General features: G+C 57.4%; 14 protein-coding genes. 8 read left to right on the plus strand and 6 right to left on the minus strand.

Annotation, left to right across the window (positions count from 1 at the left end):
- Nucleotides 1-121: 121 nt before the first annotated feature.
- The 4 genes from LOY55_RS21720 (at nucleotide 122) to LOY55_RS21735 (ending at nucleotide 8,031) form a co-directional block, all read left to right on the plus strand.
- The gene (locus tag LOY55_RS21720; RefSeq protein ID WP_109787118.1) at nucleotides 122-526 is read left to right on the plus strand and encodes a response regulator; all 405 of its coding nucleotides are present in this window, start codon (nucleotides 122-124) and stop codon (nucleotides 524-526) included.
- A gap of 227 nt (nucleotides 527-753) precedes the next feature.
- Complete coding sequence (locus LOY55_RS21725) at nucleotides 754-1,380, plus strand: response regulator transcription factor (RefSeq protein WP_046032396.1); 627 nt, start codon at nucleotides 754-756, stop codon at nucleotides 1,378-1,380.
- Nucleotides 1,381-1,388: 8 nt separating this feature from the next.
- On the plus strand, nucleotides 1,389-5,033 hold the full coding sequence (locus tag LOY55_RS21730; RefSeq protein WP_258666646.1) for a transporter substrate-binding domain-containing protein: 3,645 nt from the start codon (nucleotides 1,389-1,391) through the stop codon (nucleotides 5,031-5,033).
- A 49-nt stretch (nucleotides 5,034-5,082) separates the two neighbouring features.
- Complete coding sequence (locus tag LOY55_RS21735) at nucleotides 5,083-8,031, plus strand: HD domain-containing phosphohydrolase (protein ID WP_223522782.1); 2,949 nt, start codon at nucleotides 5,083-5,085, stop codon at nucleotides 8,029-8,031.
- Here LOY55_RS21735 and LOY55_RS21740 read toward each other — a convergent pair whose 3' ends face one another.
- Both LOY55_RS21740 and LOY55_RS21745 read right to left on the minus strand, forming a co-directional pair.
- Nucleotides 8,032-8,514: a GAF domain-containing protein gene (locus LOY55_RS21740; RefSeq protein ID WP_046032399.1), complete on the minus strand. Its 483-nt coding sequence runs from the start codon at nucleotides 8,512-8,514 to the stop codon at nucleotides 8,032-8,034.
- A complete protein-coding gene (locus LOY55_RS21745; protein ID WP_046032400.1) occupies nucleotides 8,511-9,401 on the minus strand; it encodes an ATP-binding protein in 891 nt (296 codons plus the stop codon). The genes LOY55_RS21740 and LOY55_RS21745 overlap by 4 nt, the downstream gene beginning before the upstream one ends.
- A 166-nt stretch (nucleotides 9,402-9,567) precedes the next feature.
- On the opposite strand from LOY55_RS21745, the gene LOY55_RS21750 reads away from it, so the two are divergent.
- Nucleotides 9,568-11,889 (plus strand): response regulator, encoded by a 2,322-nt coding sequence (locus LOY55_RS21750; protein ID WP_223522780.1) that lies wholly within the window; start codon nucleotides 9,568-9,570, stop codon nucleotides 11,887-11,889.
- On the opposite strand, the gene LOY55_RS21755 is transcribed toward LOY55_RS21750, so the two are convergent.
- From LOY55_RS21755 to msrB, 3 genes are all read right to left on the minus strand, one after another.
- Complete coding sequence (locus LOY55_RS21755) at nucleotides 11,873-12,334, minus strand: MarR family winged helix-turn-helix transcriptional regulator (RefSeq protein WP_046032402.1); 462 nt, start codon at nucleotides 12,332-12,334, stop codon at nucleotides 11,873-11,875. The genes LOY55_RS21750 and LOY55_RS21755 overlap by 17 nt on opposite strands.
- Nucleotides 12,331-12,816, minus strand: coding sequence for a glutathione peroxidase (locus LOY55_RS21760; RefSeq protein ID WP_046032403.1), 486 nt, complete (start codon nucleotides 12,814-12,816; stop codon nucleotides 12,331-12,333). The genes LOY55_RS21755 and LOY55_RS21760 overlap by 4 nt, the downstream gene beginning before the upstream one ends.
- A 169-nt stretch (nucleotides 12,817-12,985) precedes the next feature.
- The gene (gene msrB / locus LOY55_RS21765) at nucleotides 12,986-13,381 is read right to left on the minus strand and encodes a peptide-methionine (R)-S-oxide reductase MsrB (protein WP_077432199.1); all 396 of its coding nucleotides are present in this window, start codon (nucleotides 13,379-13,381) and stop codon (nucleotides 12,986-12,988) included.
- A 226-nt stretch (nucleotides 13,382-13,607) separates the two neighbouring features.
- Here msrB and LOY55_RS21770 point away from each other — a divergent pair, with 226 nt between their 5' ends.
- On the plus strand, nucleotides 13,608-14,819 hold the full coding sequence (locus LOY55_RS21770; RefSeq protein ID WP_109787122.1) for a pyridoxal phosphate-dependent aminotransferase: 1,212 nt from the start codon (nucleotides 13,608-13,610) through the stop codon (nucleotides 14,817-14,819).
- Nucleotides 14,820-15,136: 317 nt separating this feature from the next.
- A complete protein-coding gene (gene htpX, locus LOY55_RS21775; RefSeq protein ID WP_027925729.1) occupies nucleotides 15,137-16,027 on the plus strand; it encodes a protease HtpX in 891 nt (296 codons plus the stop codon).
- A 49-nt stretch (nucleotides 16,028-16,076) separates the two neighbouring features.
- Here the strand turns inward: htpX and LOY55_RS21780 are convergent, their stop codons facing one another.
- Nucleotides 16,077-16,742 carry a thiopurine S-methyltransferase gene (locus LOY55_RS21780; RefSeq protein WP_223522821.1) on the minus strand — a complete coding sequence of 222 codons (666 nt, stop codon included), beginning with the start codon at nucleotides 16,740-16,742 and terminating at the stop codon, nucleotides 16,077-16,079.
- 102 nt (nucleotides 16,743-16,844) lie between these two features.
- Between LOY55_RS21780 and LOY55_RS21785 the strand changes: the two genes are divergently transcribed.
- Nucleotides 16,845-17,612: a class III extradiol ring-cleavage dioxygenase gene (locus LOY55_RS21785; RefSeq protein WP_223522778.1), complete on the plus strand. Its 768-nt coding sequence runs from the start codon at nucleotides 16,845-16,847 to the stop codon at nucleotides 17,610-17,612.
- The last annotated feature ends 56 nt before the right edge of the window (nucleotides 17,613-17,668 follow it).

Here is a 17,668-nt window from a genome sequence, read left to right on the forward strand (position 1 = left end):
GAAGAGCTGGTTGATGTTCACTCGCAAACAGAATCGCCCTACATCGTGCGCAGCGCTGGCTGATCGACTGCCTGCCCTGCTGGCGCAATAATCACCGTCCACTCTGCTCGACACATGAAGCATGAAAAATGTCAGGTTCAAACACGATTGGCGCATCTTGCTGGTGGAAGATCATCCCTTTCAGCTCAAAGCGACCCAATGCCTGCTAGAGAGTTATGGCTTCACCCAACTCACCGCCTCGGACAGTGCCGCGAGCGCTTTACGCCGGATGCTCGAGTCTTCACAGCCCTTCGACATTCTTCTGTGTGATCAATGCCTGCCGGATCTCCCGGGCCTTGATTTGATCGAGTTCGCCAGCCACCAGGGAATGATCAAGCAAGCGATACTTCTAAGCAGTCTGACACCCCGAGAACTGGACGAGCTCAAAAAAACAGCCGACGAACATGATCTCCCCTTACTGGGTTACTTGATAAAACCATTGCAACAATCAGATTTTAGAAATCTGTTGACCCTGGCCTCACTATAAGTCCTTTAATCCAACACACTTAATACACTAACTATAGATTTAGAGTCCGGCTCACACATATAACATATCCATTGATCTTCATTAAAAACCTAGTTGAGGTGTAGTCCATATCCTCTTTGATTGTAGGATTTGTCCTATATCACTGCTATCGGCTTGTCAGTTCATGCGCCCCCTCAACTATCTGAGCTAAGGTGCGCGCTTTATTTGAGCTCGCATGGGATCTGATTATGAACTCCGTATTTATTGTCGACGATCACCCCGTTATCCGTCTTGCCGTCCGAATGTTGCTCGAACATGAGGGGTATAAAGTCGTCGGCGAAACTGATAATGGGGTCGACGCCATGCAGATGGTTCGCGAATGCATGCCGGACCTGGTGATTCTCGACATCAGCATTCCCAAACTGGATGGACTGGAAGTCCTCTCGCGTTTCAACGCCATGTGCACCCCGTTAAAAACGCTGGTGTTAACCGCTCAGTGCCCGACACTGTTCGGTATTCGCTGCATGCAATCCGGTGCCTCGGGGTATGTATGCAAACAGGAAGACCTCAGTGAACTGGTGAGTGCAATCAAAGCGGTGCTCTCGGGCTACAACTACTTTCCCAGCCAGGCATTGAACCCTGTCCGTAGCGATGACTCGCGATACGCCGATCTGGAACTCTTCAAGTCGGTCAACGACCGGGAGTTGATGGTATTGCAACTGTTTGCACAAGGTCGCACCAATAAGGAAATTGCCAAGGGCATGTTCCTGAGCAACAAGACGGTCAGCACCTATAAAAAGCGCCTGATGCAAAAACTCAAAGCCAAATCACTGGTTGAACTCATCGATATGGCAAAACGTAACGCCTTAGTGTGAGAGACCGGATGCCCAGTCGTTTAAAGGACTATCTAATACTGATAACCGCAGGCTTTTGTCTGAGCCCCTCAGTGTCTGCGGCACATTCCGCCAGCGAACATTTCACCTTGCTCAGTCGATCAATGGTCGGGCACATGGAAGTCCAACTGGATTCATCACAACGACACTGGATCAACAATAAACGTGAACTGATCCTCGGTACTTCAGCCCCCGACTACCCGCCATTCGACCTGACGCAAAGTGGCAACGACTATGAAGGCTTCACCGCCGATTATGCGGGTATCCTTGGCAAGGCCACCGGCCTGCCAGTCAAGGTTCAGCGCTATGCCTCCCGGGAAGACGCGATCGGGGCACTGGAAAGCGGCGCAGTCGACATGCTCGGCAGTGCCAACGGATTCGAGGCACGTAACGCCAATATTGTGCTTTCAGCACCTTACGCCGCGGATCAACCTGTTCTGGTGACACGGGAAGGTGAAACCCGATCCCTGACCGATGGCCTTGCCGGGTTGCGATTGAGCATGGTGTACCACTATTTGCCCATGGAAGAAGTCAAAGCCCTGTATCCAAAGGCGATCATCACGTCCTACCCCTCTTACCAGAATGCAATCAACGCCGTTGCTTTCGACCAGGCCGATGTCTTTCTTGGCGACACCATTTCCACCCATTACCTGATCAACAAGGGCTACCTGAACAACATCCGGATGGCGAACTTCGGTAAGCACGAAGTCCACGGCTTCAGTTTTGCCGTGCACAGGAACAACCCGGACCTTCTTGGGATTATCAACGCGATACTGATTGCCACGCCCACCAGCGAGCGAGAAAACATCGCCAAGCGCTGGAGTGCCGGCAGTGACATTCTTCTCACCGATCACAAGCTGCAACTGACCGGTCGCGAAGAACGCTGGCTGGCGCAACATCCGGTCGTGCGCGTAGTGGTCAATGAAGCGTTTGCGCCGCTGACGTTTTTCGATAATGACGGCAACTTTCGGGGAGTCACCGCCGACCTGCTGGAGCTGATCAGGTTACGCACCGGACTGCGCTTCGAGATCCATCGAACTCGAAGCGATGACGAGATGATCGAGCGAGTCAGTCACCATCAGGCCGACCTGATTGCCGCGCTGCTACCCAGCACACAACGTGAAACGCTGCTGAACTTCAGCCGTCCCTATCTGGAAAACTCCTTTGTCCTGCTGACGCGCAAAGGGGCTGGCAGCTCGACAAACCTCACACAGTTTTCAGGCAAGCGCCTGACGATTGCCCAAGGTAACCCGATGGTGGATTACCTGCGCCATCAGTATCCGCACATCAATCTGATCGAAACACCGGACACCTTCAGTGCCGTGCAACTAGTTGCAGAGGGCCAGGCTGACGGTGCGATCAATTCACTGGTGATCGCCAACTACTTTGTTTCATCCAGAATCTTCGAAGACACCCTTCAGATCACTTCCACTCTTGGCACTCAGCAGGCGGCGTTCTCTTTGGCGACCGGGCGTGATGCCAAGGAATTGAGTGCCATCCTCGACAAGGCGCTGCTGAGCATTACCCCGGAAGAGTTGGGCATCATCAACAGCCGCTGGCGGGGTTACGCGTCGACTTCGCAAAACACCTGGCAAAGCTATCACCGGGTGTTCTATCAGGTGGTCCTGGGGGTAGGCGTGCTGCTGCTGATTTCCATTGCCTGGAACGCTTACATGCGTCGTCAGATAAAACAGCGTCAGTCGGCCGAGCTAGCGCTGAATGATCAACTTGAGTTCATGCGGTCGCTGGTCAATGGAACGCCGCATCCAATCTACGTGCGTGATCGGCAGGGGTTACTGCAAAGCTGCAACGACAGTTACCTGGAGGCCTTTAGTGCGAAATACGAAGACGTGATCGGCAAAAGCGTCATTGAGGGCAAGATGAGCAATGCTTTCGAAGCGCGTGAATACGAGACGGATTACCAGCGCGTCATGAGTGAAGGGATACCGCTGATTCTCGATCGCACGCTGCACATCGGCAATCGCCAGATGACGATTTATCACTGGGTTTTGCCTTACCGGGACTCAAGCGGTGAAGTGCAGGGCATCATCGGCGGCTGGATCGATATCAGCGACCGGCGACAACTGTTCGATGAACTTCGCGCCGCAAAGGAACGTGCCGATGAAGCGAACCGGGCCAAAAGCACCTTCCTGGCGACCATGAGCCATGAAATTCGCACCCCGATGAATGCAATCATCGGCATGCTGGAACTGACCCTCAAACGTATCGAAGCGAATCATCCAGACCGACCCGCCATCGACGTCGCCTACAACTCGGCAAGAGACCTGCTGGAACTGATCGGGGACATTCTTGATATTGCGCGAATCGAATCCGGGCACCTGAGTTTGAACCCGGAACGCGTCAACCTGGGCGAAACGATGGCTTCGGTGGTCAGGATCTTCGACGGCCTTGCCCGCCAGAAAAACCTGCGCCTGCTGCTCGACTTCAACCCTGCCCAAATGCCAACCGACGTCCTGTTAGACCCGATGCGCTTCAAGCAGGTGCTGTCCAATCTGGTCAGCAACGCCATCAAGTTTACCGAACAAGGTCAGGTCCGGATTGTGAGTGAGTTGCATGCCACTGACGAAACCGATCGGGTTTTGTTGCGTTTGCAGGTTCAGGACAGCGGAATCGGCATCAGCGAACAGGATCAACAGCGCCTGTTCGAACCCTTCGCTCAGGCGACCCATAGCGCGCAGTCGACTCGTGGGGGGGCGGGGCTGGGTCTGGTGATCAGCCGCACGTTGTGCGAGATGATGGGTGGCAGCCTGCAATTGCGCAGTCAGCCCGGTGTCGGTACTCAGGTCGAGATTTCGCTGCAAATGGCCACGTTGCCGCCCGAGCCGGTAACGAACACCGCCGAAGCGCCTGTTCCCCCCACCTCATCCCCCTTGAATGTCCTGGTGGTCGATGATCACCCGGCCAATCGCTTGCTCATGTGTCAGCAACTGGAGTTTCTGGGGCACCACTACTGCGCTGAAACGGATGGCCAGACCGGGCTGGATGCATGGAAAAACGGAGGGTTCGATCTGGTGATTGTCGATTGCAACATGCCGGTCATGAACGGCTATGAACTGGCCCGTCTGATTCGCCAACACGAACGGCAACAGCCGCGCGCGGCCTGCACCTTGCTGGGCTTCACCGCCAACGCGCAGCCGGAAGAAATACAGCGCTGCAAAAATGCCGGAATGGACGACTGCCTGTTCAAGCCCCTCAGCTTGATGGCGTTGAGGCACTGGATTGAGCGCATCAAACCGATCGCCCGCGAGCCGGCATTCAGCCTCGAAGGGTTGCAACTGCTGACCGGCGGCAATCCGAAGCTGGACCAGCGTTTGTTGTCCGAATTGCTGAACAGCAATCGACTGGACCGCCAGGAATTGCTGGCGCTATCACAATGCAAAGACCGCCAGTCGTTCCTGGACGTCGCTCACAAAATCAAGGGCGCGGCCCGCATCGTCCAGGCGAGTCGAGTGATCGACAGTTGTGAGGCACTCGAAAGCGCCTGCCATGACGTTTTCCACCCCGAAGATGTCGCCAATTGCACCAAGGCGATAGAGCTCACCATGCTCGAACTGGAGCAGGCATTGCAGCAACAAATAGGGCACAACGACCGAAGCAGAAAGAATGAGCCTTAACTATGCTTGAGCGCTGAGCAGTGTGTTAACCATCACGGAGAGACCAGTAATGTCCAGCCCACTGCGCACCGATCAACGACGGCTTCCGCTGCACGTCCATATCAGCGTGATGTTTACTTTCCTGCTGCTGCTCACGGGCGTGGTGCTGGGCATTTTTAATTACCACCAAACCACGCAGATCATCCTGTCCAGCAGCGAAAAACTGTTCAACCGCATCGAGCAGGATGTCCGGCTGGACCTGCAAGGCACCTATGAACCGATTCGCCACCTGCTGAGCTTGTTGGTGGACAATCCGGCAACCGAGGCGCCCGCGCTGGAGCAACGACTCGCACTGCTCAAGCCCTTTAGCCAGTCGCTCAAAAGCAATCCCAACCTGGCCTCGCTGTACCTGGGATACAGCAATGGCGACTTTTTCATGGTACGCCCCCTGCGAACCCCGGCCCTGAGAACACTCACTAATGCCCCGGACTCGGCGGCCTATCAAGTCTGGAGCATTGAGCGTCCGGCTAGCGGTGAGAAAGCGCGGTCCCTGTCACTGTTTTTTGATCAGAAGCTGGCCCTCATCAACCGCCAGGATAACCCCGACGAAACCTACGATCCGCGCACTCGCGCCTGGTTTACCAGCGCGCGCCGCGATGAAGGCCAGATCACGACCGAACCTTATGTGTTTTTCTCCACCCACAATGTCGGCACCACCCTCGCCCTGCGCAGTGGCGAGAACGCGGTAATGGGCGCCGACCTTACCCTCGCCGAACTCTCCGCGACGCTGGCCAAGCATGTGGTGACGCCGCATACCGAGATCGTCCTCTTCGATAGCAAGGGCAATGCCGTTGCCTACCCCGATAGCAGCAGGCTGATCGTCGACGACCAGACTGCACGCTTGATCAAGGCGACCGATTTGAACCCGGCACTCGCTGCCTTGCTCACCCATCCACCCGAAGGTAGTCGCCTGGACACGGCCGGTCGCCAATGGATCGTGGCCCGCAGCAGCATGCAGGAAGGCGGGCCTGAAGGATTGCAGCTGGCGCTGTTGGTGCCGGAAGATGAATTGCTCGTCGATGCCTACCGCATGCGCTGGCAAGGGGCGCTGGTGACGTTGGCCACGTTGCTGTTGTGCCTGCCGCTGGGTTGGCTTACCTCGAGGATTCTGGTCAAGCCCCTGCGCGCACTGGTGCAGGAAGCCGATGCGATCCGCAGTTTCGATTTCAACTTTCCCGTCAGCCGGCGCTCGCCAGTACTTGAAGTTGACCAATTGAGCGTGTCGATGGCGCGCATGAAGGACACCCTGGCGAGCTTTTTCCAGATCACTGACAGCTTGAGCGCCGAGACCCGTTTCGCCCCACTGCTGCAACGAGTGTTGTTCGAAACCGTGAAAATCGGGCAGGCCCAGGCGGGTCTGATCTACCTGCGCGAACAGGATGGCGATCGCATGGAGCCTCATGGTCTGGTGATCAACGATACCTCCCAGGCGTTGCAGGCGTTCGGCATTGAAGGCCACGCACTTCATGACCCACAGAGCCCTCAGTGGATGCAGCAGTTGTCGAGCGCCGACAACGTCGTCACTAGCCTGGGCTACGAAAATGCCGCCGACCTGCAAAAAGTGATGCTCGCACTGGAATGTCCACGGGTTCATCTGATCGGCATCCGATTGCACAATCGCCACAACGAAACCGTAGGCCTGCTGATCTTCCTGTTGGCCGACAGCGGCACACAAAGCGACCTGGAAAAGCTTCGTCCTGACCGCATCGCGTTTCTCCAGGCAGTGTCCGGCGCAGCGGCGGTGAGTATTGAAAGCCAGCGCCTGCAGGCCAGACAAAAACAGCTGCTGGACTCCTTTATTCAACTGCTGGCTGGCGCCATCGATGCCAAGAGTCCTTACACCGGTGGGCATTGTCAGCGGGTGCCCGCGTTGACGCTGATGCTCGCTCAGGCTGCCGCCGCCAGTCAGGAGCCGGCCTTCAGTGGTTATCAGCCCACGGAAGATGAATGGGAAGCCCTGCACATTGCCGCCTGGCTACACGATTGCGGCAAGGTCACGACCCCTGAGTACGTGGTCGACAAAGCCACCAAACTTGAAACCCTGAACGACCGCATCCACGAAATCCGCACGCGTTTCGAAGTGCTCAAGCGCGATGCCTGGGTCAACTACTGGCAGGCCATCGCCCAGGGCGGCGACGAACGCCAGCTTAGCGAATTGCGCGATACTCGCCTGGCAGAACTGGATGATGATTTTGCCTTCATCGCCCACTGCAATCTGGGCGGCGAGGCCATGGCTGAATCCGACCTGCAACGTTTGCGCAGCATTGCTGAACGCACCTGGACCCGAACCCTGGATGATCGGCTCGGGGTTTCATGGGAGGAGAATCGCCGCCAGTCACGTACTCCGGCGCCGACGCTACCGGTCAGCGAGCCATTGCTGGCGGACAAACCCGAGCACGTGTTCGAACGCGCCGAAAGCGAGCTGATCCCGGCTGATAACCCATGGGGTTTCAAACTCGATGTACCGCACTACAAGTACAACCGCGGCGAACTCTACAACCTGAGCATTACCCGAGGCACGCTGACGCGCGAGGAGCGTTACATCATCAATCATCACATGGTGCAAACGATCCTGATGCTCAGCCACCTGCCCTTCCCCGCGCACCTCAACAACGTCGCGGAAATCGCCGGCGGCCATCACGAGAAAATGGACGGCACCGGTTATCCAAAACAATTGAAACGAGAAGAAATGAGCCTGCCGGCGCGGATGATGGCGATTGCCGATATTTTCGAAGCGCTGACCGCTGCCGACCGCCCCTACAAGAAGGCCAAAACCCTGAGCGAAGCGCTGGGCATCATGGCCTTCATGTGCCGTGACGCCCACATTGACCCAGAGCTGTTCGGGCTATTCATCAACTCACAAATCTATTTGCAGTACGCGAAACGATTTCTCGATCCGGCGCAGATTGACGCCGTCGACTCGTCAAGCCTGCTGGCCAAGGCAGGCCTGACAGCGTGATCAGCAATCGGTCAGGCGCAGGAATATCGCTGCCAACCGTTCGATACCGGCCTGATCTTCAGCGGTAAAACGCGCAAGCTTCGGGCTGTCGAGGTCCAGCACACCGATCAATCGACCGTCCTTGACCAAGGGCACCACCAACTCGCTGTTCGACGCACTGTCACAAGCGATGTGACCGGGAAATGCGTGCACATCTTCAACAAGCTGGGTCTGCAATGTTGCCGCTGCTGTGCCGCACACCCCCCTGCCGAATGGAATGCGTACACAAGCGATCTGGCCCTGGAACGGACCGAGCACCAGTTCTTCATTGCGATTGAGGTAGAAACCGGCCCAGTTCAAGTCATCGAGCTGGTTGAACAGGAATGCCGAGAACTGTGCCGCATTGGCAATGAAATCACGCTCATCGGCCAGCAATGATTCCAGCTGCGCCCACAACATGCCGTAACCATCCAGCCCTTGGCCGCTCTTCTGTAAATCAATCATGCTTTGTGCTCCAACAGCTTGAGCCCGACCCAATAGCGGGCAAATTGATAAGCGCAACGTCCATTGCGATTGCCTCGGCCGCCGGCCCAACGCACCGCGAGGATGTCCAGTGCTTCGTCACGCTGCCACTCAAGGCCGGCCTTGCCGGCCAGTTGACCGATCCAGTGTTCAACGACGTTGAGGAAATGTTCCTGAGTAAATGGATAAAACGACAACCACAAGCCGAAGCGGTCCGACAACGCGATCTTGTCTTCCACTGCCTCGCTGGGGTGCAGTTCGCCGTCGACGCGCTTCCAGTTTTCGTTATCACTTTCCTTCTCCGGTACCAAATGGCGACGGTTGGAAGTGGCGTACAGCAAAACGTTGTCCGGCGCTTGCTCGAGGGAACCGTCGAGTACACTCTTGAGCACGCGATAGTCGCCCTCACCCGACTCAAACGACAGGTCATCGCAGAACAGCACAAAGCGCTGCGGCAACTTGGCGATCTGCTCGACCACTCGCGGCAAGTCGGCCAAGTGATCGCGCTCGATCTCGATCAGGCGCAGGCCGGCGTTGGCGTGCTCGGCCAGCAAGGCACGCACCAGCGACGATTTACCGGTGCCGCGCGAGCCCCAGAGCAAGGCGTGGTTGGCCGGCATGCCGTCGAGGAACTGTTGGGTATTTCGACCCAACTGCTCCAATTGACGATCCACGCCGATCAGGTCGGACAGGCGCATGTCGAGGCTGACGTGCAGCGGCAACAGAAAACCGCTGCGCCCCTCTCGTTGCCAGCGCGCCGCCAGGCACTGATTCCAGTCGATGGCTTGCCGGTGGGCCGGCAACAGCGGTTCGATACGGGCCAGGACGGCATCGGCGCGTTCAAGAAAAGCATTCAATCGGGCGTCCACGTCTTCTCCTCGGGCACGTTCACAGTAATGATGGCGATACAGCGACGACTACACAGCGTTCGGTGCCCGGTTCATCCCAGGCTCAGGGGTTCGCGAGAACATCGGAATCCATGCATGATCGACTATGCTTGAGCAGCGAAAGGAAACGGAAGTGGTTCAACACCCCATGGATATCAAATTCACCCACCGGCTGTCATACAAGCAAGCCCGGCTGACTGTGCTGGTCGGTTTCATTCTGGGCACGCTGCTCAGCCTGCTGCAAATAGGCATCGATTATGCCAGCGAAGACGCCTCCATCAACCGCGAAATATTGTCTTTGCTGGAAATCAGCCACAACCCAGCCTCACGCATCGCCTACAACATCGACGCCGAACTCGCCCAGGAACTGACCCTGGGCCTGATGCGCTCGCCGGCAATCATCGGCGCGAAACTGACCGACAACAACAATGTCGTGCTCGCCAGCGTCAAGCGCCCGGGTCTGCAAAGCGGTTATCGAGTGATCAGCGACTTCCTGTTTGGGGCCAACCGGCAGTTCGAAGACCGCCTCTTTCTCGATCATCTGCCTGACGAATCCCTTGGGACCTTGCAACTTGAAGTCGATACCTATGCCTTCGGCAGCCGCTTCCTGCGTCGGGCCGAGGTGACGCTACTCAACGGTTTTGCGCGAAGCCTGATCCTGACAGGCATTCTTCTGGCGCTGTTCTACGTGATGCTGACCAAGCCCTTGGTGCGGGTTATTCGCGAACTCAGTGGCCGCGATCCGCGTAGCGCGCAGCCGACCTGGCTGGAATACCCGGCGGGGCATGAACACGACGAAATCGGTGTGTTGGTCAAAGTCGCCAACCAACAATTCGAAAACATCGCCACCGAAATCCAGCAACGACGCAACGCCGAAAACCGCCTGACCGACTACCTCAGTCAACTCGAAAACATCGTCTCGGCACGCACAGCGGAACTCAAGGCGATCAATGCCCGGCTCAGCCAATCCAATCAGGAACTGGAAACCGCTCGCACCACCGCCATCGAGATGGCAGAAGCACGCTCGGTATTTCTGGCCAACATGAGCCATGAAATTCGCACCCCCCTTAACGGCCTGTTGGGGATGATCGCGTTGTCGCTGGACGGTCCACTTACGGCCGAGCAACAGCAACAACTGTCGATTGCCCATGACTCGGGCAAAGTGCTGGTGGAACTGCTCAACGATATTCTCGACCTGTCCAAGTTCGATGCCGGTCAGCTGGAACTCGAACACATTCCGTTCGACCTTGGCGCGTTGGTCGAAGACACCGCCAACCTGCTGTCTCAGAATGCGGCGCCCAGTGTAGAGCTGACATGCCTGATCGAGCCGCAATTTCCGGCGCTGGTATTGGGGGACCCGACTCGCGTGCGGCAGATCGTCAGCAATCTGTTGTCCAACGCGCTCAAGTTCACCCGCTTCGGTCGGGTCGATTTACGCCTGTCCACGTTCGAAGACGGCGTCAGAATCGAAGTCTGCGACACCGGTATCGGGATCGCCCACGATGCCCAGGTCAAGATCTTCCAGCCGTTTACCCAGGCAGGCGCAGGTATTACCCGACAGTTCGGCGGTACGGGACTGGGCCTGGCCCTCACCTATAACCTCTGCGAAGCCATGCAGGGACGTCTGAGCATCAGCTCGGAAGCCGGTTTCGGTAGCCAGTTCTGCGCCGACCTGCCGCTGCCCGTCCACACCCGCGCCGTATCTCCGGCACCGCTGCCCGGGAAGGTCATTGCGATCACCGCCGCCAGCAGCGGTCTGGCTGAACTGCTGAAAGCCCTGTTACCCGCCTGGGGGCTCGACTATCAACAGCGCTCCATTGATGACTCGTTACTAGGGCTTGAGCCTGATGTACTGATCACCGACTGCCCCGAATGCCTGTTTGGCCTGCGCCCTACCCTTGCCGCGCCGATTCTGCTGGTGACCGCTTATGGCAACTTCATGCCCAGCGAACAGGTGAGCGCCCTCGCGCCGCTGCAGCAACAGGCACGTCCGCTGGCGCGCAATGCGCTATACCAGGCCTTGCAACGGGTTTTGTTTGCGCAAACCACGACAATCAACGGAGCGCGCACCGAAGCCCTTCCCCATCAGCGGCGCGGGCGCGTGTTGCTGGTCGAGGACAACCCGGTCAATCAATTAGTGGCCAAGGGCATGCTCGGAAAACTCGGCTGCGAGGTCATCGTCGCCGCTCACGGCGCCGAAGCGCTGGATCAGCTTGAATACAGCGATTTCGATCTGGTGTTGATGGACTGCAACATGCCGGTGATGGATGGCTACGAAGCCAGCCGGCAAATTCGCCACAGCGGACGCTGGCCACAATTGCCCATCGTCGCGCTGACCGCCAACGCCATGTCCGAAGAACGCGAACGCTGCCGTGCGGCGGGCATGAGCGACTACCTGGCCAAACCCTTCCGCCGCGAAGAGCTGGCCGCCCTGCTCGATTTGTGGATTCCCACTACGACAGCGCTTTGATCTGCCCCAGCAAATGGTCAAGCCCCTCGCGCAGATCATTCAGGCGGTCCAGATCCACTCCGCTGTCACACAGCAGGCTCGCCTTGAGTGGGCCGACTTGATCACGCAATGCCTTGCCAGAAGGCGACAGACTCAGGTGCACCTCTCGCTCATCGCGGGCCGAACGTTGACGCTGCACCAGTTGCAGTTGCTCAAGACGTTTGAGTAACGGCGTCAAGGTGCCGGAATCCAGCGCCAGACGCTCGCCCAGCGCCTTGACCGTCGGTTGCTCGGGGGCAGCCTCCTGCCATTCCCACAACACCAGCATGGCCAGGTATTGCGGGTAAGTCAGGCCGAGCTGATCGAGCATCGGCTTGTAGGCCCGGATCACCGCCCGGGACGCGGCGTACAGCTTGAAGCAGAGCTGGCTGTCCAGCTTCAACGAATCAACTGACACGCTGTTCATTTGAGCAGAGCTTCAATCTCGCGGCTCAAGTCCTGCGGTTTGGTCGCCGGAGCAAAGCGCTTGACCAGCTGACCGTCCTTGCCGATCAGGAACTTGGTGAAGTTCCACTTGATGCCCTGCGAACCCAGCACCCCCGGAGCACGTTTTTTCAGTTGAACGAACAACGGATGGGCGCCTGCACCGTTGACTTCAATCTTCTTGAACAGCGGGAAGCTGACACCAAAGTTCAACTCACAAAATTCGGAAATCGCCTCTTCGTTGCCTGGCTCCTGTTTACGGAACTGGTTGCACGGAAAACCAAGGACGACCAGCCCCTGGTCCTTGTAGGTTTGCCATAACTCTTCCAGCCCTTTGTATTGCGGAGTGAAGCCGCACTTGCTCGCCGTATTTACCACCAGCACTGCTTTACCGGCGAAATCAGCCAGGGTCTTTTGTTCACCCTTGATGGTGGTGCAAGGGATGTTCAGCAGGTTGTCGCTCATGGTTTCTGACTCTGTATGGGATAGATTGAGACAAACATAGCGAGCAATTGAATTGTGTGCAATTTAATAAATCAATGGGAGCACGAAAACCCTGTAGGAGCACGGCTTGCCGGCGATGGCGTCCTTGAGATTGCCATCGCCGGCAAGCCGTGCTCCTACAGGGCTCACATTATTCGCGCGGCACCAGGTCCAGGCACACCGAGTTGATGCAATAACGCAGGCCGGTCGGCGGCGGGCCATCCGGGAATACGTGCCCCAAGTGCGCATCGCATTTGGCGCAGACCACCTCGGTGCGGATCATGCCGTGGCTGACATCGCGGATTTCGGTCATCGCGCTGTCGCCAATCGGCGCGTAGAAGCTCGGCCAGCCGCAGCCAGAGTCAAACTTGGTCCTGGAGTCGAACAGCGGCTCGTTACAGCAGATGCAGTGGTAGACACCGTCAGTTTTGGTTGCGTTGTATTTGCCCGAGAACGGTCGCTCGGTGCCTTTGAGACGGCACACGTTGTACTGCTCTGGATCGAGCATTGCTCTCCATTCTTCCAGGGTTTTTTCCAACTTTTCCATCATCACACCTCAGCAGCTGAAAAAGCCCGATCTGTACCTTTTCCACGGATCGGGCGGCACGTATGATTGCGCCTCGTCAAACGCCAGTCTGGCAGCCAGACCACGCGCATTCAAACGGATTTATGAGTGCCGCCACTGAAGGCGTCAGGCCTGTGTGAATACGCAGGATTCCCAGCACGGTTGTTCATACGCCGCCTGGATCGTTCATTTTCGGGAACACATCGCCATGCAGGTCAGCAAATCGAACAAGCTCGCCAACGTCTGCTACGACATTCGCGGCCCAGTGCTCAAGCACGCCAAACGCCTGGAGGAGGAAGGTCATCGCATCCTCAAGCTGAACATCGGCAACCCGGCACCGTTTGGTTTCGAAGCGCCGGATGAAATCCTTCAGGACGTAATCCGCAATCTGCCGACGGCCCAGGGCTACAGCGACTCCAAGGGCCTGTTCAGTGCGCGCAAGGCCGTGATGCAGTACTACCAGCAAAAGCAGGTGGAAGGCGTCGGCATCGAAGACATCTACCTGGGCAACGGCGTTTCCGAACTGATCGTGATGTCGATGCAGGCCCTGCTCAACAATGGCGACGAAGTACTGGTGCCGGCCCCGGACTATCCGCTGTGGACGGCCGCGGTCAGCCTGTCGGGTGGCAACCCGGTGCATTACCTGTGCGACGAGCAAGCCAACTGGTGGCCGGACCTGGCCGACATCAAGGCCAAGATCACGCCGAACACCAAGGCCCTGGTGATCATCAACCCGAACAACCCGACCGGCGCCGTCTATTCCAAGGAAGTCCTGCTGGGCATGCTGGAACTGGCCCGCCAGCACAACCTGGTGGTGTTCTCCGACGAAATCTACGACAAGATCCTGTACGACGATGCCGTGCACATTTGCACCGCCTCCCTGGCTCCGGACCTGCTGTGCCTGACGTTCAATGGTCTGTCCAAGTCCTATCGCGTGGCGGGCTTCCGTTCCGGCTGGATCGCCATCTCCGGCCCGAAACACCACGCCCAAAGCTACATCGAAGGCATCGACATGCTGGCGAACATGCGCCTGTGTGCCAACGTGCCGAGCCAGCACGCGATCCAGACCGCATTGGGCGGCTACCAGAGCATCAATGATCTGGTACTGCCACAGGGCCGCTTGCTGGAACAGCGCAATCGCACCTGGGAACTGCTCAACGACATTCCGGGCGTGAGCTGCGTCAAGCCGATGGGCGCGCTGTATGCGTTCCCGCGGATCGACCCGAAAGTCTGCCCGATCCACAACGATGAGAAGTTCGTCCTCGACCTGCTGCTCTCCGAGAAGCTGTTGATTGTTCAGGGCACGGCCTTCAATTGGCCTTGGCCGGACCACTTCCGTGTGGTGACCCTGCCGCGAGTGGATGAGCTGGAGATGGCCATCGGACGTATCGGCGGCTTCCTCAAGACCTATCGCCAGTAAGCGGCGGGTCTACGTGCGACTTTGGGTTAAAGTCGCACGTTGATTGATTCAGCAACATATCTGCTGTCCCGGCCGGCTTTCACCACTCGAACCGACGGCTGATGACACACCTCCCGCTCTCGCCTAACAATGGCGGGGGTAGCGACTGCATTAGGCCTACAAAAATCTCCTGCAAAAAAGTCGGAAAAGCCCTGCAACTGACTAAAGTGTTGATGTAGGACACAGTTTGAAATAGTCACCCGGTTGAATAGCCCGGTGCATCACCTTATATACCCCGCAGTACGCTACATCTTTAGCACGAGGAGACTTCTACAACCATGATGCGCATCCTGCTGTTTTTGGCCACTAACCTGGCGGTCGTGCTGATTGCCAGCATCACCCTGAGCCTTTTTGGCTTCAACGGGTTCATGGCGGCCAACGGGGTTGATCTGAACCTCAATCAGCTGCTGATTTTCTGTGCGGTCTTTGGTTTTGCCGGTTCGCTGTTCTCGCTGTTCATCTCCAAGTGGATGGCGAAGATGAGCACCAGCACCCAGATCATCACCCAGCCGCGCACCCGTCACGAGCAATGGCTGCTGCAAACCGTCGAGCAATTGTCCCGGGAAGCCGGGATCAAGATGCCTGAAGTCGGGATTTTCCCGGCCTATGAGGCGAACGCTTTCGCCACGGGCTGGAACAAGAACGACGCACTGGTCGCGGTCAGCCAGGGGTTACTGGAGCGTTTCTCGCCCGATGAAGTGAAAGCCGTTCTGGCCCACGAAATTGGCCACGTGGCCAACGGCGACATGGTCACCCTGGCGTTGATTCAGGGCGTGGTGAACACCTTCGTAATGTTCTTCGCACGGATCATCGGCAACTTTGTCGACAAGGTGATCTTCAAGAACGAAGAAGGCCAAGGCATTGCCTACTACGTGGCAACCATCTTCGCCGAACTGGTCCTGGGCATTCTGGCCAGCTCCATCGTCATGTGGTTCTCGCGCAAGCGTGAATTCCGTGCCGACGAAGCCGGTGCACGCCTGGCCGGTACTGCCGCGATGATCGGCGCCCTGCAACGCCTGCGCGCCGAACAGGGCCTGCCGGTGCACATGCCGGACACCCTGAACGCCTTCGGCATCAACGGTGGCATCAAACAAGGGTTCGCCCGGATGTTCATGAGCCACCCACCGCTGGAAGAACGTATCAACGCCCTGCATCGTCTTCAGCGCTGATCGTTCAGCAATAAAACAAGGCCCGCAGAAATGCGGGCCTTTTTTTTGTCTATTTTATTCCTCGACTGGACACTCGATACACCCGCTCTTCAAGTCGAGTGACACCTGCCTCGAGAAACTTCCCGCTCTCACTCAACACGTCCTGATCTTCCAGAATCTTCAGTTTCCACGATCCGCCCAATAAGCGCTGCACTTCGTCATCCAGCACAGCAAACGGGGGGCCGTCCATTTGCGCCTGGTCGTAATCCAGGGTGATCAACAACCCCTGAGACTCCTTCGGCAAAATCCGGTTCAGGTGAGCGGCATACTGCTCGCGCATTGCCGGCGGCAGTGCAATCAACGCGGCACGATCATACAACGCGCTGCAGTCAGCAACGTCGCCGGCGGTCAATGCGAAGAAATCACCGCACCAGACCTCGATCGAACCAGCCCGATAGACAGTGAAGGGGCCTTGATCGCTGACGTCCGGATCTAATTGATGCTCGCGAAAAAAGTCTTCCACCGCCTTTTCGGACAACTCAATGCCCAACACCTCGTGACCGCATTTTCCCAGCCACAACAGATCCAGACTTTTCCCACACAGTGGCACCAATACGCGCACGCCCTCTTCCAGGCGCAATTGCGGCCAGTGCCGCTGCAGATAAGGATTCACTTCCGGCAGATGAAAGCCGATCTGATTCGTCGTCCACCGCTTGTGCCAAAACTCCGGCTGCATAATTAATCCCAAAAATTCGATCAAAAGACGCTAAAACTTATATTAGATTTAGATCAATGATCTGACTGAAGATGGAGCCATCTTACTCTCAGGAGCTGATTCATGTTCCCCAGCCTGTACATTTCCCACGGCTCCCCCATGCTGGCCCTGAAACCCGGCGCCAGCGGGCCAGCCCTTGCGCGCCTGGCCGCAGAATTGCCGAAACCCAAGGCTATCGTTATTGTTTCCGCGCACTGGGAAAGCCACGAACTGCTGGTGAGCGGCCATCCACAACCGGAAACCTGGCACGACTTCGGTGGCTTCCCACAGGCGCTGTTCGACGTTCAATACCCGGCCCCCGGAAATCCTCAATTGGCAGCGGACATCGTCGAATTGCTGAAGGCCGCCGACCTGCCGGCGCGCATCGATACCAAGCGCCCCTTCGACCACGGAGCGTGGGTGCCTTTGACCTTGATGTACCCGCAAGCCGATATCCCGGTGGTGCAAGTCTCATTGCCCACCCGTGGCGGCCCTGCCCTGCAAACCCGTGTTGGCCACGCGCTGGCCAGCCTGCGTGAACACGGCGTGCTGCTGATCGGCTCCGGAAGCATCACCCATAACCTGCGCGAACTGGATTGGCAGGCCGGCCCGGAAAGCGTCGAGCCCTGGGCCAAGGCATTTCGCGACTGGATCGTAGAGAAACTGGCCGCCAACGACGAAACGGCCCTGCACGATTATCGCCAGCAAGCGCCAAACGCAGTGCGCAACCACCCTAGCGACGAGCATTTACTGCCACTGTATTTCGCCCGCAGTGCCGGGGGCGAGTTCAGCGTTGCTCACCAGGGTTTCACCATGGGGGCGCTGGGCATGGACATTTATCGCTTCGGCTGATCACGCAGGCAAAAAAAATCCCCGAACCAGTCGGGGATTTTTTATGTGCGATCAAT

The organism is Pseudomonas sp. B21-040, assembly GCF_024748695.1.
GTDB lineage: Bacteria > Pseudomonadota > Gammaproteobacteria > Pseudomonadales > Pseudomonadaceae > Aquipseudomonas.

Bases quoted from the DNA above. Each gene is read 5' to 3' on its own strand.
- LOY55_RS21755 (WP_046032402.1), bottom strand. From the start codon at position 12,334: ATGAACAGCGTGTCAGTTGATTCGTTGAAGCTGGACAGCCAGCTCTGC.
- LOY55_RS21750 (WP_223522780.1), top strand. From the start codon at position 9,568: ATGGATATCAAATTCACCCACCGGCTGTCATACAAGCAAGCCCGGCTG.
- LOY55_RS21730 (WP_258666646.1), top strand. From the start codon at position 1,389: ATGCCCAGTCGTTTAAAGGACTATCTAATACTGATAACCGCAGGCTTT.
- LOY55_RS21740 (WP_046032399.1), bottom strand. From the start codon at position 8,514: ATGATTGATTTACAGAAGAGCGGCCAAGGGCTGGATGGTTACGGCATG.
- LOY55_RS21780 (WP_223522821.1), bottom strand. From the start codon at position 16,742: ATGCAGCCGGAGTTTTGGCACAAGCGGTGGACGACGAATCAGATCGGC.
- LOY55_RS21770 (WP_109787122.1), top strand. From the start codon at position 13,608: ATGCAGGTCAGCAAATCGAACAAGCTCGCCAACGTCTGCTACGACATT.
- msrB (WP_077432199.1), bottom strand. From the start codon at position 13,381: ATGGAAAAGTTGGAAAAAACCCTGGAAGAATGGAGAGCAATGCTCGAT.
- LOY55_RS21760 (WP_046032403.1), bottom strand. From the start codon at position 12,816: ATGAGCGACAACCTGCTGAACATCCCTTGCACCACCATCAAGGGTGAA.
- LOY55_RS21725 (WP_046032396.1), top strand. From the start codon at position 754: ATGAACTCCGTATTTATTGTCGACGATCACCCCGTTATCCGTCTTGCC.
- LOY55_RS21785 (WP_223522778.1), top strand. From the start codon at position 16,845: ATGTTCCCCAGCCTGTACATTTCCCACGGCTCCCCCATGCTGGCCCTG.
- LOY55_RS21720 (WP_109787118.1), top strand. From the start codon at position 122: ATGAAAAATGTCAGGTTCAAACACGATTGGCGCATCTTGCTGGTGGAA.
- LOY55_RS21735 (WP_223522782.1), top strand. From the start codon at position 5,083: ATGTCCAGCCCACTGCGCACCGATCAACGACGGCTTCCGCTGCACGTC.
- htpX (WP_027925729.1), top strand. From the start codon at position 15,137: ATGATGCGCATCCTGCTGTTTTTGGCCACTAACCTGGCGGTCGTGCTG.